The sequence below is a fragment of the Piscinibacter sp. genome (assembly GCF_050175855.1).
Lineage (GTDB): Bacteria > Pseudomonadota > Gammaproteobacteria > Burkholderiales > Burkholderiaceae_C > Piscinibacter.
On record NZ_JBFXIO010000010.1, the window covers coordinates 1 to 17354 of the forward strand.

The window sequence follows — 17354 nt, forward strand, 5'->3', positions numbered from 1 at the left end:
CGAGTGCCGGCCGCAGCGATGAACCGATCCTTTCCCATCCTCCCGCCCACCCAGGAGCCTTGCATGAAACGCATTCCCTTCCATCGCCTCGCCCCCGTGGCCGCTGCCGCCGCGCTCGCCCTGCTTGCCGCCTGTGGCGGCGGCGGCGAAGACGCCGGCGCTCCGCTCGGCGCCGTCAGCGAACTGCAGGCCGAGTCGATGAGCGCCAACAGCGCCGTGCTGCCCGCCGACAGCGTCGAAGGCCAGGCCACGGTGCTCTCGACCACGCGCGCCGTGGTGGCTGGCGGTACCGCCAGCCAGACCTTTGCCTGCGCCGGCGGCGGCACCGCCGTGTTCACGGTGACCGGAGGCAGCATCGGCTCGGTCACCAACGGCCAGCTCGATGCCGGCGAGGTCTACAGCCTGACCTACACCGACTGCCGCGGCGCGGCCGGCGCCGCGGCGCTCACCGGCACCACCACGCTGACGGTGGTCACGGCGGCGGCCGGCAGCACCGAGGTGAATACGTCGACGCAGAACCTGCAGATCGCACTGCCTCTGCGCACCCTCACGCTCAACGGCAGTTCGACGCTGTCGGAGCTGGTGGCCGACAACGGCGCCGGCGTGGTGACGACCACGCACCGCTGGACCTCGCCGAACATCACGGTCAACAGCCTGCGCAACACCCGCACCAGCACCTTCACGTTGAGCAACGTCGACCAGACCCGCGTGATCACCACCACCGGCGGCACGATCAGCGCGCGCACCCGCAGCGGCACGGTGACGATGAACGCGCAGCTGCCCAACGGCAGCTGGACGATCACCACCGCCACCCAGGGGGCGGTGAGCTTCGACGCCAACGGCGTGCCGACCCAGGGCAGCTGGACCATCACGCTGCCCAACAACATCATCGGCATCAGCGTGGTGCCGGGCACGCTGACCGTGACGGCCGACTGGGGCGCGAACGGCACGATCGACCGCACCTGGACCTTCACCAGCGCGGACATCGGCGCGGAGGCGGGCTGAGTGCCGGCCGCGGCGGCGCGCTCGCGTAGCATCGCGGGCGTGTCCGCTGCGCTCGACGTCCTTCACACCGTTTTCGGCTACCCCGCCTTCCGCGGCCAGCAGTCCGCCATCGTCGACCACGTGAGCGCCGGCGGCGACGCGCTGGTGCTGATGCCCACCGGCGGCGGCAAGAGCCTGTGCTACCAGGTGCCGGCCATCGTGCGGCACCGCCGCGAGCAGGGCGTGGCCATCGTCGTCAGCCCGCTGATCGCGCTGATGCACGACCAGGTCGGCGCGCTCGAAGAAGCCGGCGTGCACGCCGCCTTCCTCAACTCCACGCTCACGCTGGAGGAAACGCAGAAGATCGAGCGCGAGATGATGTCGGGCCGCCTCGTGCTGCTGTACGCCGCGCCGGAACGCGTGACCACGCCGCGCTTCCTCGCCCAGCTCGACTCGCTGCACGAGCGTGGGCTGCTCAGCCTGTTCGCGATCGACGAGGCGCACTGCGTCAGCCAGTGGGGCCACGATTTCCGCGAGGACTATCTCGGCTTGAGCGTGCTGCACGAGCGCTACCCCGAGGTGCCGCGCATCGCGCTGACTGCCACCGCCGACGACCTCACCCGCGCCGACATCATCGAGCGGCTGCAGCTGCAGTCGGCGCAGGTGTTCATCAGCAGCTTCGACCGGCCGAACATCCGCTACGCCATCGTCGAGAAGGACGACGCACGCCGCCAGCTGCTGCGCTTCATCCGCGACGAGCACGAGGGTGACGCGGGCATCGTCTACTGCCTGTCGCGCAAGAAGGTCGAGGAGACCGCGGCCTGGCTGAACGACGAGGGCATCCCGGCCCTGCCCTACCACGCCGGGCTGGATGCCGACGTGCGCCGAAGGCACCAGGACAAGTTTCTGCGCGACGAGGGCGCGGTGATGGTGGCCACCATCGCCTTCGGCATGGGCATCGACAAGCCCGACGTGCGCTTCGTCGCCCACCTCGACCTGCCGAAGAACATCGAGAGCTACTACCAGGAGACCGGCCGCGCCGGCCGCGACGGCGAACCGGCCGATGCCTGGATGACTTACGGCCTGGCCGACGTGGTGAACCAGCGCCGCATGATCGACGAGAGCCCGGCCGACGAGGAGTTCAAGCGCGGCCAGCGCGCCAAGCTCGACGCCCTGCTCGCACTGGCCGAGGCGCACGACTGCCGGCGCGTGCGACTGCTGTCCTACTTCGGTGAAGAGAGCCAGCCCTGCGGGAATTGCGACAACTGCCTGAACCCGCCGGCCACCTGGGATGCCACGGAAGCGGCACGCAAGGCGCTGAGCTGCGTCTACCGCTTCCACCAGAACCGTGGTCAGCGCTTCGGCGCCGGGCACCTGATCGACGTGCTGCGCGGCAAGCGCACCGACAAGGTGGCGCAGTACGGGCATGAATCGCTGTCGACCTTCGGCATCGGCGCCGATCTGAGCGAGCAGCAGTGGCGCGGCGTGCTGCGCCAGCTGATCGCGCTCGGCCACCTGCGCGCCGAGGGCGAATACAACACGCTGGAGCTGATGGACAGCGCGCGCGAGGTGCTTCGCGGCGAGGTGCAGCTGCTGCTGCGCGTGCCGAGCGAGGCGCCGAAGCGCGGGCGCGTCGCCCGGGCCGGTGCGGCCAGGGACAAGGCCGCACCGATCGCGCTCGACGACGAAGGCCAGCGCCGCTACGCCGCGCTGAAGGCCTGGCGCGCCGAGGTGGCGCGCGAGCACAACCTGCCGGCCTACGTCGTCTTCCACGACGCGACGCTCGCCGAGATGGCGCGCAGCCGGCCCGCCTCGCTCGGCGAGCTCGGCGGCATCAGCGGCGTGGGCGCGAAGAAGCTCGAGGCCTACGGCCGCGAGATCCTGCGCGTGCTCGACGAGGCGGCGTAGGCCGGCCTCGCTTCAGGGCGTGACGACGACCGTCAGCCGGTTGCTGGTCGCGGTGTTGCCGGCGCCGTCGCGCGCGAGCGCGAACACGCTGACCGTGGTGCGCCCGTCGGCCGGCACCGGCACGTTCCACTCGTAGGGCGCGCTGCCGTCGCTGCCGAGGCGCGTGTCGCCGGCGCCGTCGACGCGGTAGAAGGCCACCTCGTCGATGCCGCTGTCGTCGTCGGAGGCCGCGGCCACCACGCGCAGCGTGCCGCCGGCCGGCACGCTGGTCTGCGCCGTGGTGATGCTCACCGAGGGCACGCCATCGTCGTCGTAGTCGCCCCAGCCGATGTACAGCCCGCCGCCGCAGCCGGCGAGCAGCAGCGTGGCGGCGAGGCTGGCAAGACGCTTCATGCCGCCATGCTACCCCCGCGGCAGGCGGGCGAGTTCGTCGCCGACGAGCTTGACGATCAGCCGGTCCAGCGTCTGCACCGAGTAGCCGCGCACGTCGTGCGGCGTCTGCGTGCCCGGGCCGCTGCCGGGGTCGGCGGCGTCCTTGTAGGTCAGGAAGACGAAGCGCCCGGCGGTGTACTGCGCCATCTGGCGGAAGACGTATTCGCCGACCGGGTCGAGCCCGCTCGCGCCCACGGCGAACAGCTTGATGCCCTTGGCGAGCGCGGCCTGCATGTCGCCGTCGTACTGCGGCCCGCCGTAGTCGAGGTGCGGCGGCGCATCGGCCACCAGCACCACCATGCGCGCCGCCTGCGTGCGCCAGCTCAGCCGGTGCACGGTCTCGTGCAGCGCCTCGTTGAGCGCCTCCGGCGTGTCGCCACCACCGCCGGCCTGCACGCGGCCGAGCACGCCCTGGAAGGCGCCGAGGTCGTCGGTGAAGTCGTGCGTGCGGGTGAGGAAGGCGTCGCCGCGGTCGCGGTAGGCCACCAGGCCGTAGCAGATGTCGGGCTGACCGGGCAGCTGCGCGATCTGCTGCGACATCGCGTGCATCGAGGCCTTCAGCTTGGCGATCTCGTCGCCCATCGAGCCGGTGGCGTCGATCAGGAACACCAGGTCCAGCCGCGGCCGCTGCACCACGCTGGCCTGGCCAAGGCGCACCTGCAGCGCGGCGCGCTGCTCGCCGCGCACGAGCGTCGTGCGCGACCAGCTCGAGCCCTTGCGCACGGCGACACCGAGCGCGCTGTCGTCGCGGCCCGGTGCAAGGAAGGCGCGCGGATGCAGCCAGACGCGCCCGGCGGTGTCGGTGCGCGCCCAGGCCACCGGCTCGTGCTGTCCGGCGCGCTGCACGGCCACCTCGGCGTCGTGCACGGGCCGGCCGGCGGCATCGGTCACTTCCAGCAGGTAGCGCTCGGCCACGTCGCGATCGCGCACCGGCAGGCCCGCGTTGCGCTGGCGGTAGGCCAGGTATTCACCGAAGTCGGCGTTGTCGTCGACCATGCCGGCGGTGACGATGGCGTGGCGCGGTGCGATGCGCCTGGGCATCGGAGCGGGCAGCGACTGCACGGCAGCGGCAGCGGGCGGCGCCGCCGGGGCGATGCTCTTGGCCGCCTCGGCGCTTCGATCGGCCAGCGCCTCGCGGGCCACCTCGGCGCGTTCTTCAGCCGGGCCGCGCCGCTTGCGACTCTCGTTCCAGCTCTGGCCGCCGGACACTTCGCGCGTGCTTGGCGCCCGCTGGCAGTGGCTGGCCGAGGGCGGCTCGAAGCGCGGCATGCCGAAGTCCTGCGCCGCTGGCGCGTCGTCGGACCATGGCGGTGGCCAGGCGCCGCTGGCGGCATGGGCCTGCGGCGTCTCGGCCACCGCGCAGGCGGCCAGCAGGGCCAACGCCGCGGTGGCCGGCGCCAGCGTGGAAAGGAATCGGGAAGCTCCCATCGTCATGCTCCTGGTTCGTGAGGGGACAGGGCGTGATACGGGCGATCGGCATGAATGGGGTGAAGCGGCGGCCAACGTCGCCGCTACAAATCGAAATGACCCCGCGGCCGCCCGCCGGCCGTATCAGCAGCGGATGAGGCAGACTCCCGAACCGATGAGTGCCAGCCCCGAGGACGACGACACGCTGATGGCGGCCTACGCCCGCGGCGAGGCCGCGGCGTTCGAGCAGCTCTACGAGCGCCACCGGCTGGCGCTGTACCGCTTCGTGCGCCGGCTGCTCGGCAGCGCCCATGCGGCGCAGGTCGACGAGGTGTTCCAGGACACCTGGCTGCGCGTGGTGCAGGCCCGCGCGCGCTGGCAGCCGCAGGGCGCGAGCTTCCGCACCTGGCTGTTCACGCTGGCGCACCACCGCGCGATCGACCTGCTGCGGCGGAGCGGCCGCGAAGTGGCGCTCGACGCCCACGAGGGCGAGGACGACGAGCCGTGGCAGCCCGACAGCGATGCCTGGCAGCACTGGCCGGCGCCCGCTTCGGCCACGCTGGCCGGCGACGAGCTGGCCTTTTGGCGCCGCGCCGGCGAGAAGCTGCTCGCCTGCCTGGACGAACTGCCGCTGGCGCAGCGCAGCGCCTTCCTGCTGCACCACGACGACGGCCTCGCGCTGGCCGAGGTGGCGCATGCGCTGGAGGTCGGCTTCGAGACCGCCAAGACGCGGCTGCGCTACGCGATGGCCAAGCTGCGCGCGTGCATGGGTGCGTACCTCGCGCCGGAGTCGGGGCGATGAGCGAGCCGCGCGACGACAACGCCGACCTGCCGCGCGACGCCTGGCTGCGCGAGGCGCTGCGCCACGCGCCGGATGCCGACGCTGCGCCGCCGCCCAAGCTCAACGAGACCATCCTGCGCATGGGCCGCGCCGCCGTCGCCCCGCGCGAGGAGCGCAAGCCCGCGGCGGTGCACCATGCCGCGCCCTCGCTGCCCTCGGGCACCGTGGCCGGCGGCGGCGCACTCGCTTCGCTGTGGGCCTGGCTGATGCGTCCGCCGGTGGCGGCGGGCTTCGCGGTGGTGTTCCTGTCGACCGTGGTCGGCGTGATGTGGATGGGCCGACCGATCGAAGAGGCGCTGCCGCCGCGCGAGGAGACGGTGGCCGCGGCGCCGCCGGCCACGACCGCAGCCGACGTACCGCTCGAGCGAGCCCGCGAAGCCCCGGGCCTGCCGGAGGCGGCCAAGCGTGCGGCCGAACCGGCCGCGCCTGCGCCGCCGCCGCCGGAACCACCGAAGGCGCGCAAGCCCGAGGCGCCGGCGGTGCAGGCCGCGCCGCCGGCTCCGGCCGCCGCGCCCGCAGCCGCCAACGACATGGCCGCGCGAGAACTCGCTTCCGCCGAACGACGCGAAGCGCCGGCGGCACGCATGGCCGCTGCCGCACCCGCGCCGGCGCAGGCCACGGCGCCTGCCCCGGCCGCGTCGGGCATCGAGACGCCCAGCCTGAGCAACCTGCGCTTCGAGATCCGCCGCAAGCCCGAGACCTGGACCTGGCAGCGCGACGACGGCGAACCCCGGCCGATGGACGATGCCATGCAGGAGTGGATCGCCCAGGCCGACCGCACCGCGCGGCCGTCGTGGCAGTACGGCAAGGGCTCCGGTGGCGCCGTGACGACCACGCTGCGCTTCACCCGCGACGGCGTGGTGCGCGCCATCTTGCGCATCGGCCCGGCCGGGATGCAGCTCACCCGCGGCGGCAAGGACGAATCGGTGGAGCTGTCGCGCGGGCAGCTCGCGGCGCTGCAGTCCTCGCTCGACGCCCTGGGCCCCTGACCGGCCGCCACGGCGCGCGTCGCTATCATGGGCGGTTTGCCGCCCGCGCCGTCGATGTCGAAACCTCCCGCGTCCTTCGTTCCGGAATCGCCGGTGATCCGTGTCCAGGATGACAACACGCACGCGATCCGCGTGCGTGGGGCGCGCACGCACAACCTCAAGAACATCGACCTCGACATCCCGCGCCACCGGCTGGTGGTGATCACCGGGCTGTCGGGCTCGGGCAAGTCCAGCCTGGCCTTCGATACGCTGTATGCCGAGGGCCAGCGCCGCTACGTCGAGAGCCTGTCGGCCTACGCGCGGCAGTTCCTGCAGCTGATGGACAAGCCCGACGTCGACGTGATCGAGGGCCTGTCGCCGGCGATCAGCATCGAGCAGAAGGCGACCAGCCACAACCCGCGCTCGACGGTCGGCACCGTCACCGAGATCCACGACTATCTTCGCCTGCTCTATGCCCGCGCCGGCACGCCCTTCTGCCCCGACCACGGCCTGCCCCTGCAGGCCCAGAGCGTGAGCCAGATGGTCGATGCGGCGCTCGCCCTGCCCGAGGGCACCAAGCTGATGGTGCTGGCGCCGGTGGTGCGCGACCGCAAGGGCGAGTTCGCCGAACTGTTCCAGGACATGCAGGCGCAGGGCTACGTGCGCTTCCGCGTCGACGGCACGGCGTACGAGGCCGCCGATGTTCCGAAGCTGAAGAAGGCCGAGAAGCACGACATCGACGTCGTCATCGACCGCGTCAAGGTGCAGGCCGGATTGCAGCAGCGCCTGGCCGAGAGCTTCGAGGCGGCGATGCGCATCGCCGAAGGCCGCGCCATCGCGCTGGAGATGGACACGGGCACCGAGCACCTGTTCTCCAGCAAGTTCGCCTGCCCGGTGTGCAGCTACTCGCTGCCCGAGCTGGAGCCGCGCCTGTTCTCGTTCAACTCGCCGGTGGGTGCCTGCCCGAGCTGCGACGGCCTCGGCCAGGTGACGGTGTTCGACCCCGAGCGCGTGGTCGCCTTCCCGTCGCTGAGCCTGGCCAGCGGCGCGGTCAAGGGCTGGGACCGGCGCAACGCCTACACCTTCTCGCTGCTCGAGAGCGTGGCGCGGCACTACGAGTTCGACATCGACACGCCCTTCGAGGAGCTGACTAGGAAGGCGCGGCAGGTGCTGCTCTACGGCTCCGGCAGCGAGGACGTCGAGTTCGTCTACCAGGCCGAGGGCACCAAGGGCCGGCAGCGGGTGGTCAAGCGCTGGCATCCCTTCGAAGGGATCCTCCCGAACTTCGAGCGGCGCTTCCGCGAGACCGACTCGCCGGCGGTGCGCGAGGACCTGGCGCGCTACCAGAGCGCCAAGCCCTGCCCCGACTGCGAAGGCACGCGCTTGCGGCGCGAGGCGCGCCATGTCTTCCTCGTCAACGGCCGCGAGCACAAGGATGCGCCGAAGGAGCCGATCTACCGCGTCGAGCACTTCACGCTGCGCGAGTGCCTCGCCTACTTCGAGCAGCTGACCCTCGAAGGTGCCAAGGCCGAGATCGCCGACAAGGTGGTGCGCGAGATCCGCTCGCGGCTGAAGTTCCTCAATGATGTCGGCCTGAACTACCTCAGCCTGGACCGCTCGGCCGACACGCTTTCCGGCGGCGAGGCGCAGCGCATCCGACTGGCCAGCCAGATCGGCTCGGGCCTGACCGGCGTGATGTACGTGCTCGACGAGCCCAGCATCGGGCTGCACCAGCGCGACAACGAACGCCTGATCGGCACGCTGCGGCACCTGCGCGACCTCGGCAACAGCGTGCTGGTGGTCGAGCACGATGAGGACGCCATCCGCGCCGCCGACCACGTGATCGACCTCGGCCCCGGCGCCGGCGTGCACGGCGGGCGGGTGATTGCCCAGGGCACCGCTGACGAGGTGGCGGCGAACCCCGACTCGCTGACCGGCCGCTACCTGGCGCGCACGCTGCGCATCCCGGTGCCCAAACGCCGCCACACGCTGGCCGACGGCACCGACCCGCAGGTGCTGAAGATCGTCGGCGCGCGCGGCAACAACCTGAAGAACGTCAGCGTCGACATCCCGGTCGGGCTTTTCACTTGCGTCACCGGCGTGTCCGGCTCGGGCAAGAGCACGCTGGTCAACGACACGCTGTACGCCGCGGTGGCGCGCAAGCTCTACAACGCGCACACCGAGGCCGAACCGCACGAGGCGATCGACGGGCTGGAGGCGTTCGACAAGGTCATCAACGTCGACCAGAGCCCGATCGGCCGCACGCCGCGCTCCAACCCCGCCACCTACACCGGCCTGTTCACGCCGATCCGCGAACTGTTCGCCGAGGTGCCGGCGGCTCGCGAGCGCGGCTACGGGCCGGGGCGCTTCAGCTTCAACGTCGCGGGGGGTCGCTGCGAGGCCTGCCAGGGCGACGGCGTGATCAAGGTGGAGATGCACTTCCTGCCCGACGTCTACGTGCCTTGCGACGTCTGCCACGGCCGCCGCTACAACCGCGAGACGCTGGAGGTGCTCTACAAGGGCAAGAACATCACCGAGGTGCTGAACCTGACGGTGGAAGACGCCCACGCCTTTTTCTCCGCCGTGCCGAACATCGCGCGCAAGCTGCAGACGCTGCTCGACGTGGGCCTGGGCTACATCCGCCTCGGCCAGAGCGCGACCACGCTGTCCGGCGGCGAGGCGCAGCGCGTCAAGCTGGCGCTGGAACTCAGCAAGCGCGACACCGGCCGCACGCTGTACATCCTCGACGAGCCGACCACCGGGCTGCACTTCGCCGACATCGACCTGCTGATGAAGGTGCTGCACCAGCTGCGCGACGCCGGCAACACCATCGTGGTGATCGAGCACAACCTCGATGTCATCAAGACCGCCGACTGGATCGTCGACATGGGGCCGGAAGGCGGCGCGGGCGGCGGCATGGTGGTCGCCCAGGGCACGCCGGAAGAGGTGGCCGCCAACCCGGCCAGCCATACGGGGCGCTACCTCGCACCGCTGCTGGGCGACTGAGCCCGGCGCAGGGTCTTGCCCGGCGTGGCTAGACTGCGCCGGTCCGACAACGCCCGCAGGAGATCCGCATGGCCATCACGGTCGACTACTACTTCGCGCCCAACTCGCCGTGGGTCTATCTCGGCCACGAGCGCTTCGCGCAGATCGCCAAGGCGGCCGGCGCCACCATCCATGTGCTGCCGGTCGACCTGGGCGGCAAGGTCTTTCCCGTCTCCGGCGGGCTGCCGCTGGCCAAGCGTGCGCCTCAGCGTCAGGCCTACCGGCTGGTGGAGCTCAAGCGCTTCAGCGACTACCTCGGCGCACCGATCGTGCTGCAGCCGAAATACTTCCCGGTCAACCCGGAAGATGCGGCCAAGCTGATCATCGCGGTCGACATGCACGACGGCACCGACGCCGCGATGCGCATCACCGGCCGCATCCTGCGCGGCGTGTGGGTCGACGAACGCAACATCGCCGATGCGCGCGACCTGGCGGCCATGCTCGCCGAGGAAGGCCTGCCGGCGCAGCGCCTGGACGATTCGCAAAGCCAGGCCGTTCAGCTGCGCTACGAGCGCGACACCCAGCGCGCCATCGACGCCGGCGTGTTCGGCGCGCCAAGCTACGTGGTCGACGGCGAGATCTTCTGGGGGCAGGACCGGCTCGACTTCCTGCAGCGCCGCCTGGCGAAGGGCTGAGCGACATGCGCCGCGCCCTGTTCGCCGCCATCGTGCTGGCCGCCAGCGCCGCGCAGGCGCAGCGCTACGACGGCCCCATCTTCGACGCCCACCTGCACTACAACGACGAGGCCTGGATGTCGGCGCATCCGGTCGACGATGCGCTCGGCCGCATGCAGCGCAGCGGCGTGCGCGCCATCATCGCCAACAGCCGGCCCAACGACGGCACGAAGTCGCTGGCCAGCGCGCGCGAGAAGACCGCCGCCGCGGGCGTCACGGTGGTGCCCTTCATCCGGCTGTACCGCAACCGTGCCGACTACACCGGCTGGTTCCAGGACGAGACGATCCATGAGATGGTGCTCAAGGAGCTCGCCGCCGGCACCGCGGCGGGCCCGTACCGCGGCCTCGGTGAGTTCCACCTCTACGACAGCGCCAACGCCAATGGCCCGGTGGCGAAGAAGCTGATGCAGTTGGCCCAGGCAAAGGACCTGGCGGTGCTCGCCCACGTCGACGACAGCGCGATCGACCTGCTGATGGCCCATGCGCCGAACGCGCGGCTGATCTGGGCCCACACGGGCATCGGCGGCGCACCGGCCGAGCGCGTGCGCGCGCTGATGCAGAAGTACCCGAAGCTGATGGGCGAGCTGTCGTACCGGCCCGGGCTGACCGAATCGGGCGGTGGGCTGAGTGCCGAGTGGAAGGCGCTGCTGACGGCGCACAGCGACCGCTTCCTCGTCGGCTCCGACACCTGGATCAACGCGCGCTGGGCTGGCTACGAAGGGCTGATGAGCGACGCGCGGAGATGGTTGGCCGACTTGCCCGAGCCCGCGGCCAGGCGCATTGCCTGGGAGAACGGTGCGCGCCTGTTCGGCCTGCCGCCGACACCCTAGAAACGAAAAAACCGGCCGCGAGGGCCGGTTTCCAGAAGCTGCGCGGCTCGCTGGAGCCGCGGCAGCGACGCTCACTTGAGGTGGGCGTTGACGTACTTGGTCAGCTCGAACATCGAGACCTGAGCCTGCTTGGTGACTTCCTTCAGCTTGGCGTCGGCGTTGATCAGCGTGCGCTTGATCTTGTCCTGCAGGCCGTGCTTCTTGATGTACTCCCAGACCTTCTTGGTCACCTCGGTACGCGGCAGCGGCTTGTCGCCGATGATCGCGGCCAGGGCGGAGCTCGGGGTCATCGGCTTCAGGAACGCGGCGTTCGGGGTGCGCTTCTTGGCCGGAGCCTTCTTCGCAGCCGCCTTCTTCGCCGGCGCCGCCTTCTTGGCCGGAGCCTTCTTGGCCGGGGCCGCCTTCTTGGCCGGGGCCTTCTTCGCCGGGGCCGCCTTCTTGGCCGGGGCCTTCTTCGCTGCCGCCTTCTTGGCGGGAGCCTTCTTCGCAGTTGCCATGTTGATTCTCTCCATCAAAAGTCTGATTGATGTGCCCGGGATGGGCGAGGCTCGCGTGGAACCTCATTTCTCCATAGCACCGTGCGGAGCGAATGGTATAGCGTCACTGCTGCATTGAGAAGCAGTTTTCACTCGTGCAGCGTTGATCTTGTCGAGGGAAAGCGCGCTTTTGTCGCGCTCAAGCGTCACCTGGGGCGCTCCTAGGGCGCTCCCAGGGAGCTTCCAGGGAGCGCGCAAGGCCCTTGAAGTGCATCACGCGATGCACTTCGTGGTGATTCAGAACTTCACGCTGGTGGTGAGTTGCACCGTGCGGCCCTGGCCCGGGATGTAGTGGCCGCGATAGAGCTCGTCCGCATACAGCTTGTCCGCCACGTTGGTGACGTTGAGCTTCACCGCCACGTTGCCCGCCGTGTACTCGGCCATCAGGTCGCCGACCACGAACTTCGGTGCGTAGATCTGCGACAGCGCCGGCCGCGTGCCGCTGCGCGCCGTCAGGCCGCCGCCCACGCGCCACGCCGGCGAGAGCCGGTAGGTCGTCCACAGCGAGCCCGAGTGCCTCGGCGTGAGCGCCGGGCGCGAGCCGACCGTCTCGCCGCCGACCAGCGTGCCCTTGTCGACCTCGGCGGAGGGAATCCATGCATAGGCCGCGAACAACTCCCAGGCCGGCGTGATGCGGCCGGCGAAGTCGAGGTCGAGTCCGGCGGCGTGGCGCTGGCCGGAGAGGATGTAGTTGTCGGGGCTGACGCTGTCCTCGTCGGTGTTGCGCTCGTTGTACTTGGTCGAGTGGAACAGCGCGAAGCGCGTCGTGAAGCGGCCCTTCGCCCAGTCGATGCTGCCGCCGAGCTCGATGTTGCGGCTGGCCTCCGGCGGCGTGTTCGAGCCCTTCGGGTCGAAGGAGTAAGCGTCGCCGAAGGTGTTGAACGAGGTGCCGTAGGAGAGGTGGTAGGACTGGTCCTCGGTGGGCTGGAACAGCACCGCGAAACGGCGGCTCCACAGCGAGTCCTTGCGGCCACGCTCGGCGGTCTGCGTGCCCGGCGGCGTGGTGTTGGTACCGCCGAGGTTGGCCGTGGCGAAGGTGCGGTAGGTGCCGTCGAGCTGGTCCCAGCGCAATCCGGCGAGCAGCTTCCAGGCCGGCGCGACCTCGACCATGTCCTGTGCGTACACGCCGATCGCCTTGGCGTCGAAGGTCTGGCTGCGGCGGATTTCGCGCAGGCCCTCGTCGACCGCGCCGCTGTCGCCCGGCGTGCCGAAGGTGGTTGGCGGCTTGGCGATGGTCACCCCGGCCGGCGTGACCGCCGCGTAGCGGTTGAAGTCGTCGACCGCGATGTCCACCCCGGACAGCACGGCGTGCTTGAGGCCGAAGGCCTCGAACTTGCCGCTGTAGTCGCTTTGCAGGTAGACGCTGTCCATGTCCTGGATCTTGTTGTTGCTGCCGCGATTGAGCACCGTGTCCGGCCCGATGCTGGTGAACTGCGCCACCGGCGTCAGCTGCGTCGGGCAGTTGGCGTTGGGGGTGATCACGCCGGTCTGGTTGTTGACCTGCGGGCCGCAGAAGCGGATCGCGCTGGCGCGCTGGTCGCGTGCGTAGCGCGCCACGCGCAGCACCGTGCGCAGCTCGTTGCGGGCATCGAAGCGGTGCACGTGCGTCAGGGTGCCGTGGTCGGTGCCGCCGGCACGGTAATCGCTCGCCGCGCCGTAGTAGGCGTCGGGCTCGAAGGCCTCGTTGATCCGGCCCTGCAACCACGGGAAGCCGTAGTTGATGCCGTTCTTGTACTGCAGGCGGTACAGACCGACCGAGAGCTCGTCGCGCGTGCCGATGCCCCAGCGGAAGGTCGGTGCGATGCCGATCTTGTCGATCTTGTCGCCGCCCTGGGTCGCCTGGTTCACCACCGCGTTTAGCCGCACCGCGGCGTTCTCGCCGGTCTTGAGGTTGAAGTCGCCGGTGGCGCGCAGGAAGCTGCCGTTGCCCAGCGTTGCCGAGACCTCGTTCTGGTTCAGCAGCATCGGCTGCTTGTTCACCTGGTTGACCGCGCCGCCGGTGGAACCGCGGCCGAACAGCATCGAGGCCGAGCCGCGGATGACCTCGAGGCGGTCCCAGTTGAAGGCGTCGCGCTCGTAGAAGCCGGGGTCGCGCATGCCGTCGAGGAAGATGTCCCCGGTGGATTGCAGCGAGAAGCCGCGCAGCCGGATGTCCTCCTCGGCGCCTTCGGCGGCCTGGAAGGTGATGCCGGCGGTGCTCTTGAGCGCTTCCTTCATCGTGTCGAGGTTGCGGTCGTCGAGCAGCCGCTCGGTGACCACGGTGATCGACTGCGGGATGTCGCGCAGCTCCTGCTGGCCCTTGCCGATGCGCGTCTCGGTGGCACGCACGCTGTCCTTGCCGGTGGTTTCGGCCTGCGCCTTGACCTTGATCGGCGGCAGGGTCGTGTCCTTGCCGTCCTCGGGTGCGGCGGTCTGGGCGTGGGCGCTGCCGAGGGCGAGCGCGAGGGTGCCGGCCCATGCCGGCAGGGCGTTCTTCTTCATGGTCCTCCTCAGGGGTTCTCGGGGTCGCTGACGAATCCGACCTTGCTCAGTCCGGCGCGCGAAGCGTCGGCCAGCGTGCGCGCCACGTGCCGATAGGGCACGGCCTGGTCGGCACGCAGATGAATCTCCGGCTGCGGCTGCTGCGCTCCCGCCGCGGCGAACCGGGCGTTGGCCTCTTCGCGCGTGACCGACTCGCCGTTCCAGTACAGGGCGCCGGCGGCATCGATCGCGAAGTCGACCTTGTCCGCCTTGGCCTGGTTGACCTGCGCGCTGGCGCGCGGCAGCTCGAGCTTGACGGCGTGGGTGAGCAGCGGCGCGGTGACGATGAAGATCACCAGCAGCACCAGCATCACGTCGATGAGCGGCACCATGTTGATGTCCGACATGGGTGCGCCGGTGCGCTGCGAATCGAAGCTGGCGAAGGCCATCGCGCGCTCCTCGCTCAGGCCGCCGCGCGCGGCGAGACCGCACGCACCGGCGGGGCGGGCGGCGCGTCGGCCGCGGCCAGCGGCTGGCCCATCGCGACGAAGGTGTGCACTTCGTAGGCGAAGGCGTCGAGGTGCGACAGCATCACGCGGTTGGCGCGCGTGAGCCAGTTGTAGCCCACCACCGCAGGAATCGCGACCGCGAGGCCGAGGCCGGTCATGATCAGCGCCTCGCCCACCGGGCCGGCCACCTTGTCGAGCGTGCCCGCGCCGCTCATGCCGATCGCCACCAGCGCGTGGTACACACCCCAGACCGTGCCGAAGAGGCCGACGAAAGGCGCCGTCGCGCCGACGGTGGCGAGCACCGCCAGGCCGTTCTCCAGCCGCGTGGTCTCCTCGTCGAGCACCTTCTTGATGGTGCGGGTGACGAAGTCGCTGGCGGTGCCGGCCTCCTCCAGCTTGGCCGCGCCGTAGCGCGCGTGATGCGACTGCGCCTGCATCGCGTGGCTGGCCAGGTGCGAGAACGGATCGTGCGAGCCGTGCGTGGCGATCTCGTGCTGCACCGCCTCCAGCGAGGTGGCGTTCCAGAAGAAGTTCAGGAAGGCGTGGCTGCGGCGGCGGCGTGCCACCAGGGTCAGGCCCTTGAGGGCGATGATCAGCCACGAGAGCACCGACATCAGCACCAGCACGGCCAGCAGCGTCTTGCCCACCGCATCGCTTTGCGCGATGAAGTGGCCGAAGCCCAGTGTCGATTCAGGGTTCACGTTCATTTCTCCAGTTCGAAGGGAATCGGGATGCGCGCCCAGCCGGCCGTGGGCCTGCCGTTCTCGGTGGGCGGCATGAAGCGGGCGCGGCGCACGCCTTCCAGCGCGGCCTCGTCGAGGCGGAGGAAGCCGCTGGAGTGCAGGACCTGCAGCTGCTTGGGCAGCCCGTCGGCGCCGACGAACACGCGCACGACCACGAGGCCCGCCTCGCCGAGGCGGCGCGAGGCGCGCGGGTAGACGGGCTCGGGCGGCTCGAGGTACTGGATCGCCGAGGCCGGCAGCTCGCGCGGGGCGGCGGGCGGTGGCGGCGGCGCGGGGGGCGCCGGCGCGGCGACCACCACCACCGGCGGTTCGGGGGGCGCGGGCGGTGCCGGCTCGGGCGGCGATTCGGGCACGACGAAGGCGGCCGGTGCCTCGATGCGAGGCGCGGCGGCGATCACCGGGGCCGGCGGCGGGGGGGGCTTCGGCGTCAGCGACGGGGGCGGCGGCGCCGGAGGCTCGGGCGGGCGCTCCGGCACCGGCGGCGCGATCAGCTCGACGAACAGCGGTGCGGCTTCGACGACCGCGCTGCGCACCGCGTCGACCTGCAGCAAGCCCCAGGCGGCCGCCACGTGCAGCGCGAGGATGGTGGCCACGGCCGCGCGGCGTTGCGCGGGCGGGATCTCGTCTTGGCGGGAGGCGAAGGGCACGGCGGATTCGTGGAGCAAGGCTGTCGCTGGTTGCGCAGCTTAACACGAATCATTCTCATTTGTATATTGAGCAACGCTCCTTCACGAAGAGAGGCATTGCGACGCCGGGCCTTGCTGCGCGTCGTTGGCGAGCTGCTCGGCGGCGCACGCAAGAGAAAGGGCCCGCCGAAGCGGGCCCTTGCGGTCGAGCACGGGGCGCTCAGTTCGCCTGCGGCAGCGCCTTCGGCTTGGGCTCCGGCAGCTTGGGCGCGGTGCGCACGCTCCACACCATGGTGATGGCCAGGATGCCCACGACGACGCCGAGCGACACCAGCACCGGGATCTTGTAGACGTCGATCAGCAGCATCTTGGTGCCGATGAAGACCAGGATCACCGCCAGGCCGTAGCTGAGCAGGTGGAACTTCGCGGCCATCGCGGCGAGCAGGAAGAACATCGCACGCAGGCCGAGGATGGCGAAGATGTTCGAGGTCAGCACGATGAACGGGTCGTCGGTGATCGCGAAGATCGCCGGGATCGAGTCGACCGCGAAGATCACGTCGGTGATGCCCACCAGCACCACCACCATCAGCAGCGGGGTGGCGATGCGCTTGCCGTTCTCCACCGTCCAGAACTTCTCGCCGTCGAAGCTCTTGGACACCGGCATGAAGCGGCGCAGCAGCTTGAGCGCGGGGTTGTCCTCGAGGTCCTGCTCCTTGCCGGCGGCCCACCACATCTTGATGCCGGTCAGCAGCAGGAAGGCGCCGAAGACGTACAGGATCCAGTGGAACTTGGCGATCAGCAGGCCGCCGACCAGGATCATCACGGTGCGCAGCACGATCGCGCCGATGATGCCGATCATCAGCACCCGCTTCTGGTACGCCGGCGGCACCGAGAAGTAGGTGAAGATCATCAGGAACACGAAGATGTTGTCGACGGCCAGCGACTTCTCGATCAGGTAGCCGGTGAGGAACTCGAAGGCGCGCGTGTTCGCCTCGGCGGCGACGGCCGGGTCTTCATGCGTCTTCAGCGCCCACCAGAAGAGGGCATTGAAGGCGAGGCTGAGCGCCACCCAGACGATCGACCAGCGCACCGCCTCGGGCACGGTGACCTCGTGCGCACCCTGCTTCTTGAGCACGACGAAGTCGACGAACAGTGCCACCAGCACCGACACGATGAAGAACGCCCACAGCCAATCCGGGGCCACGGTATTCATGGCAAGACTCCCTTGAAGTTTTTCAAGCACACGATCCGGCAGACGCGCTGCCGCGAGGGGTGCCGAAGAGTCTTGCGGGGGTCCGAGGAGTGGTTTCCACCCCGGCGGACTGCGAGCCCGGCCGGCAGCCTGGCGGCCACCGACGGATTGACGGGCTGCGCGACGGCCTTGCACCGTT

15 protein-coding genes are annotated in these 17354 nt (G+C 70.4%); 7 read left to right on the forward strand and 8 right to left on the reverse strand.

Going from position 1 to position 17354, the window contains the following annotated elements; translation table 11 throughout:
* Positions 1-63: 63 nt before the first annotated feature.
* Positions 64-1005 (forward strand): hypothetical protein, encoded by a 942-nt coding sequence (locus AB7U92_RS01835; protein WP_428574131.1) that lies wholly within the window; start codon positions 64-66, stop codon positions 1003-1005.
* Between the two features lie 39 nt (positions 1006-1044).
* Positions 1045-2892 (forward strand): DNA helicase RecQ, encoded by a 1848-nt coding sequence (gene recQ, locus AB7U92_RS01840; RefSeq protein WP_428574133.1) that lies wholly within the window; start codon positions 1045-1047, stop codon positions 2890-2892.
* Positions 2893-2904: 12 nt separating this feature from the next.
* Here recQ and AB7U92_RS01845 read toward each other — a convergent pair whose 3' ends face one another.
* The gene (locus AB7U92_RS01845) at positions 2905-3285 is read right to left on the reverse strand and encodes an Ig-like domain-containing protein (protein ID WP_428574135.1); all 381 of its coding nucleotides are present in this window, start codon (positions 3283-3285) and stop codon (positions 2905-2907) included.
* A gap of 9 nt (positions 3286-3294) precedes the next feature.
* Positions 3295-4752 carry a vWA domain-containing protein gene (locus AB7U92_RS01850; RefSeq protein ID WP_428574137.1) on the reverse strand — a complete coding sequence of 486 codons (1458 nt, stop codon included), beginning with the start codon at positions 4750-4752 and terminating at the stop codon, positions 3295-3297.
* 154 nt (positions 4753-4906) lie between these two features.
* On the opposite strand from AB7U92_RS01850, the gene AB7U92_RS01855 reads away from it, so the two are divergent.
* The 5 genes from AB7U92_RS01855 to AB7U92_RS01875 all read left to right on the forward strand — a co-directional run bounded on the left by AB7U92_RS01855 (position 4907) and on the right by AB7U92_RS01875 (position 11089).
* Positions 4907-5533, forward strand: a complete 627-nt coding sequence (locus tag AB7U92_RS01855) for a sigma-70 family RNA polymerase sigma factor (protein WP_428574139.1) — start codon at positions 4907-4909, stop codon at positions 5531-5533.
* Positions 5530-6561, forward strand: coding sequence for a hypothetical protein (locus tag AB7U92_RS01860; RefSeq protein ID WP_428574141.1), 1032 nt, complete (start codon positions 5530-5532; stop codon positions 6559-6561). The genes AB7U92_RS01855 and AB7U92_RS01860 overlap by 4 nt, the downstream gene beginning before the upstream one ends.
* A 54-nt stretch (positions 6562-6615) precedes the next feature.
* Entirely contained in the window at positions 6616-9546 is a 2931-nt protein-coding gene (gene uvrA, locus AB7U92_RS01865) for an excinuclease ABC subunit UvrA (protein ID WP_428574143.1), read from the forward strand.
* A gap of 68 nt (positions 9547-9614) precedes the next feature.
* Entirely contained in the window at positions 9615-10220 is a 606-nt protein-coding gene (locus AB7U92_RS01870; protein ID WP_428574145.1) for a 2-hydroxychromene-2-carboxylate isomerase, read from the forward strand.
* 5 nt (positions 10221-10225) lie between these two features.
* Positions 10226-11089: an amidohydrolase family protein gene (locus AB7U92_RS01875; RefSeq protein ID WP_428574147.1), complete on the forward strand. Its 864-nt coding sequence runs from the start codon at positions 10226-10228 to the stop codon at positions 11087-11089.
* Between the two features lie 71 nt (positions 11090-11160).
* Here AB7U92_RS01875 and AB7U92_RS01880 read toward each other — a convergent pair whose 3' ends face one another.
* From AB7U92_RS01880 to AB7U92_RS01905, 6 genes are all read right to left on the reverse strand, one after another.
* Positions 11161-11586, reverse strand: a complete 426-nt coding sequence (locus AB7U92_RS01880) for an SWIB/MDM2 domain-containing protein (protein WP_428574149.1) — start codon at positions 11584-11586, stop codon at positions 11161-11163.
* A 276-nt stretch (positions 11587-11862) separates the two neighbouring features.
* A complete protein-coding gene (locus AB7U92_RS01885; protein WP_428574151.1) occupies positions 11863-14106 on the reverse strand; it encodes a TonB-dependent receptor in 2244 nt (747 codons plus the stop codon).
* Between the two features lie 8 nt (positions 14107-14114).
* Complete coding sequence (locus AB7U92_RS01890) at positions 14115-14534, reverse strand: ExbD/TolR family protein (RefSeq protein ID WP_428574153.1); 420 nt, start codon at positions 14532-14534, stop codon at positions 14115-14117.
* Between the two features lie 14 nt (positions 14535-14548).
* Positions 14549-15301 (reverse strand): MotA/TolQ/ExbB proton channel family protein, encoded by a 753-nt coding sequence (locus AB7U92_RS01895; protein WP_428574155.1) that lies wholly within the window; start codon positions 15299-15301, stop codon positions 14549-14551.
* Positions 15298-15984, reverse strand: a complete 687-nt coding sequence (locus tag AB7U92_RS01900; RefSeq protein WP_428574157.1) for an energy transducer TonB — start codon at positions 15982-15984, stop codon at positions 15298-15300. The genes AB7U92_RS01895 and AB7U92_RS01900 overlap by 4 nt, the downstream gene beginning before the upstream one ends.
* 199 nt (positions 15985-16183) lie before the next feature.
* Positions 16184-17176: a TerC family protein gene (locus AB7U92_RS01905; protein WP_428574159.1), complete on the reverse strand. Its 993-nt coding sequence runs from the start codon at positions 17174-17176 to the stop codon at positions 16184-16186.
* Positions 17177-17354: the final 178 nt, after the last annotated feature.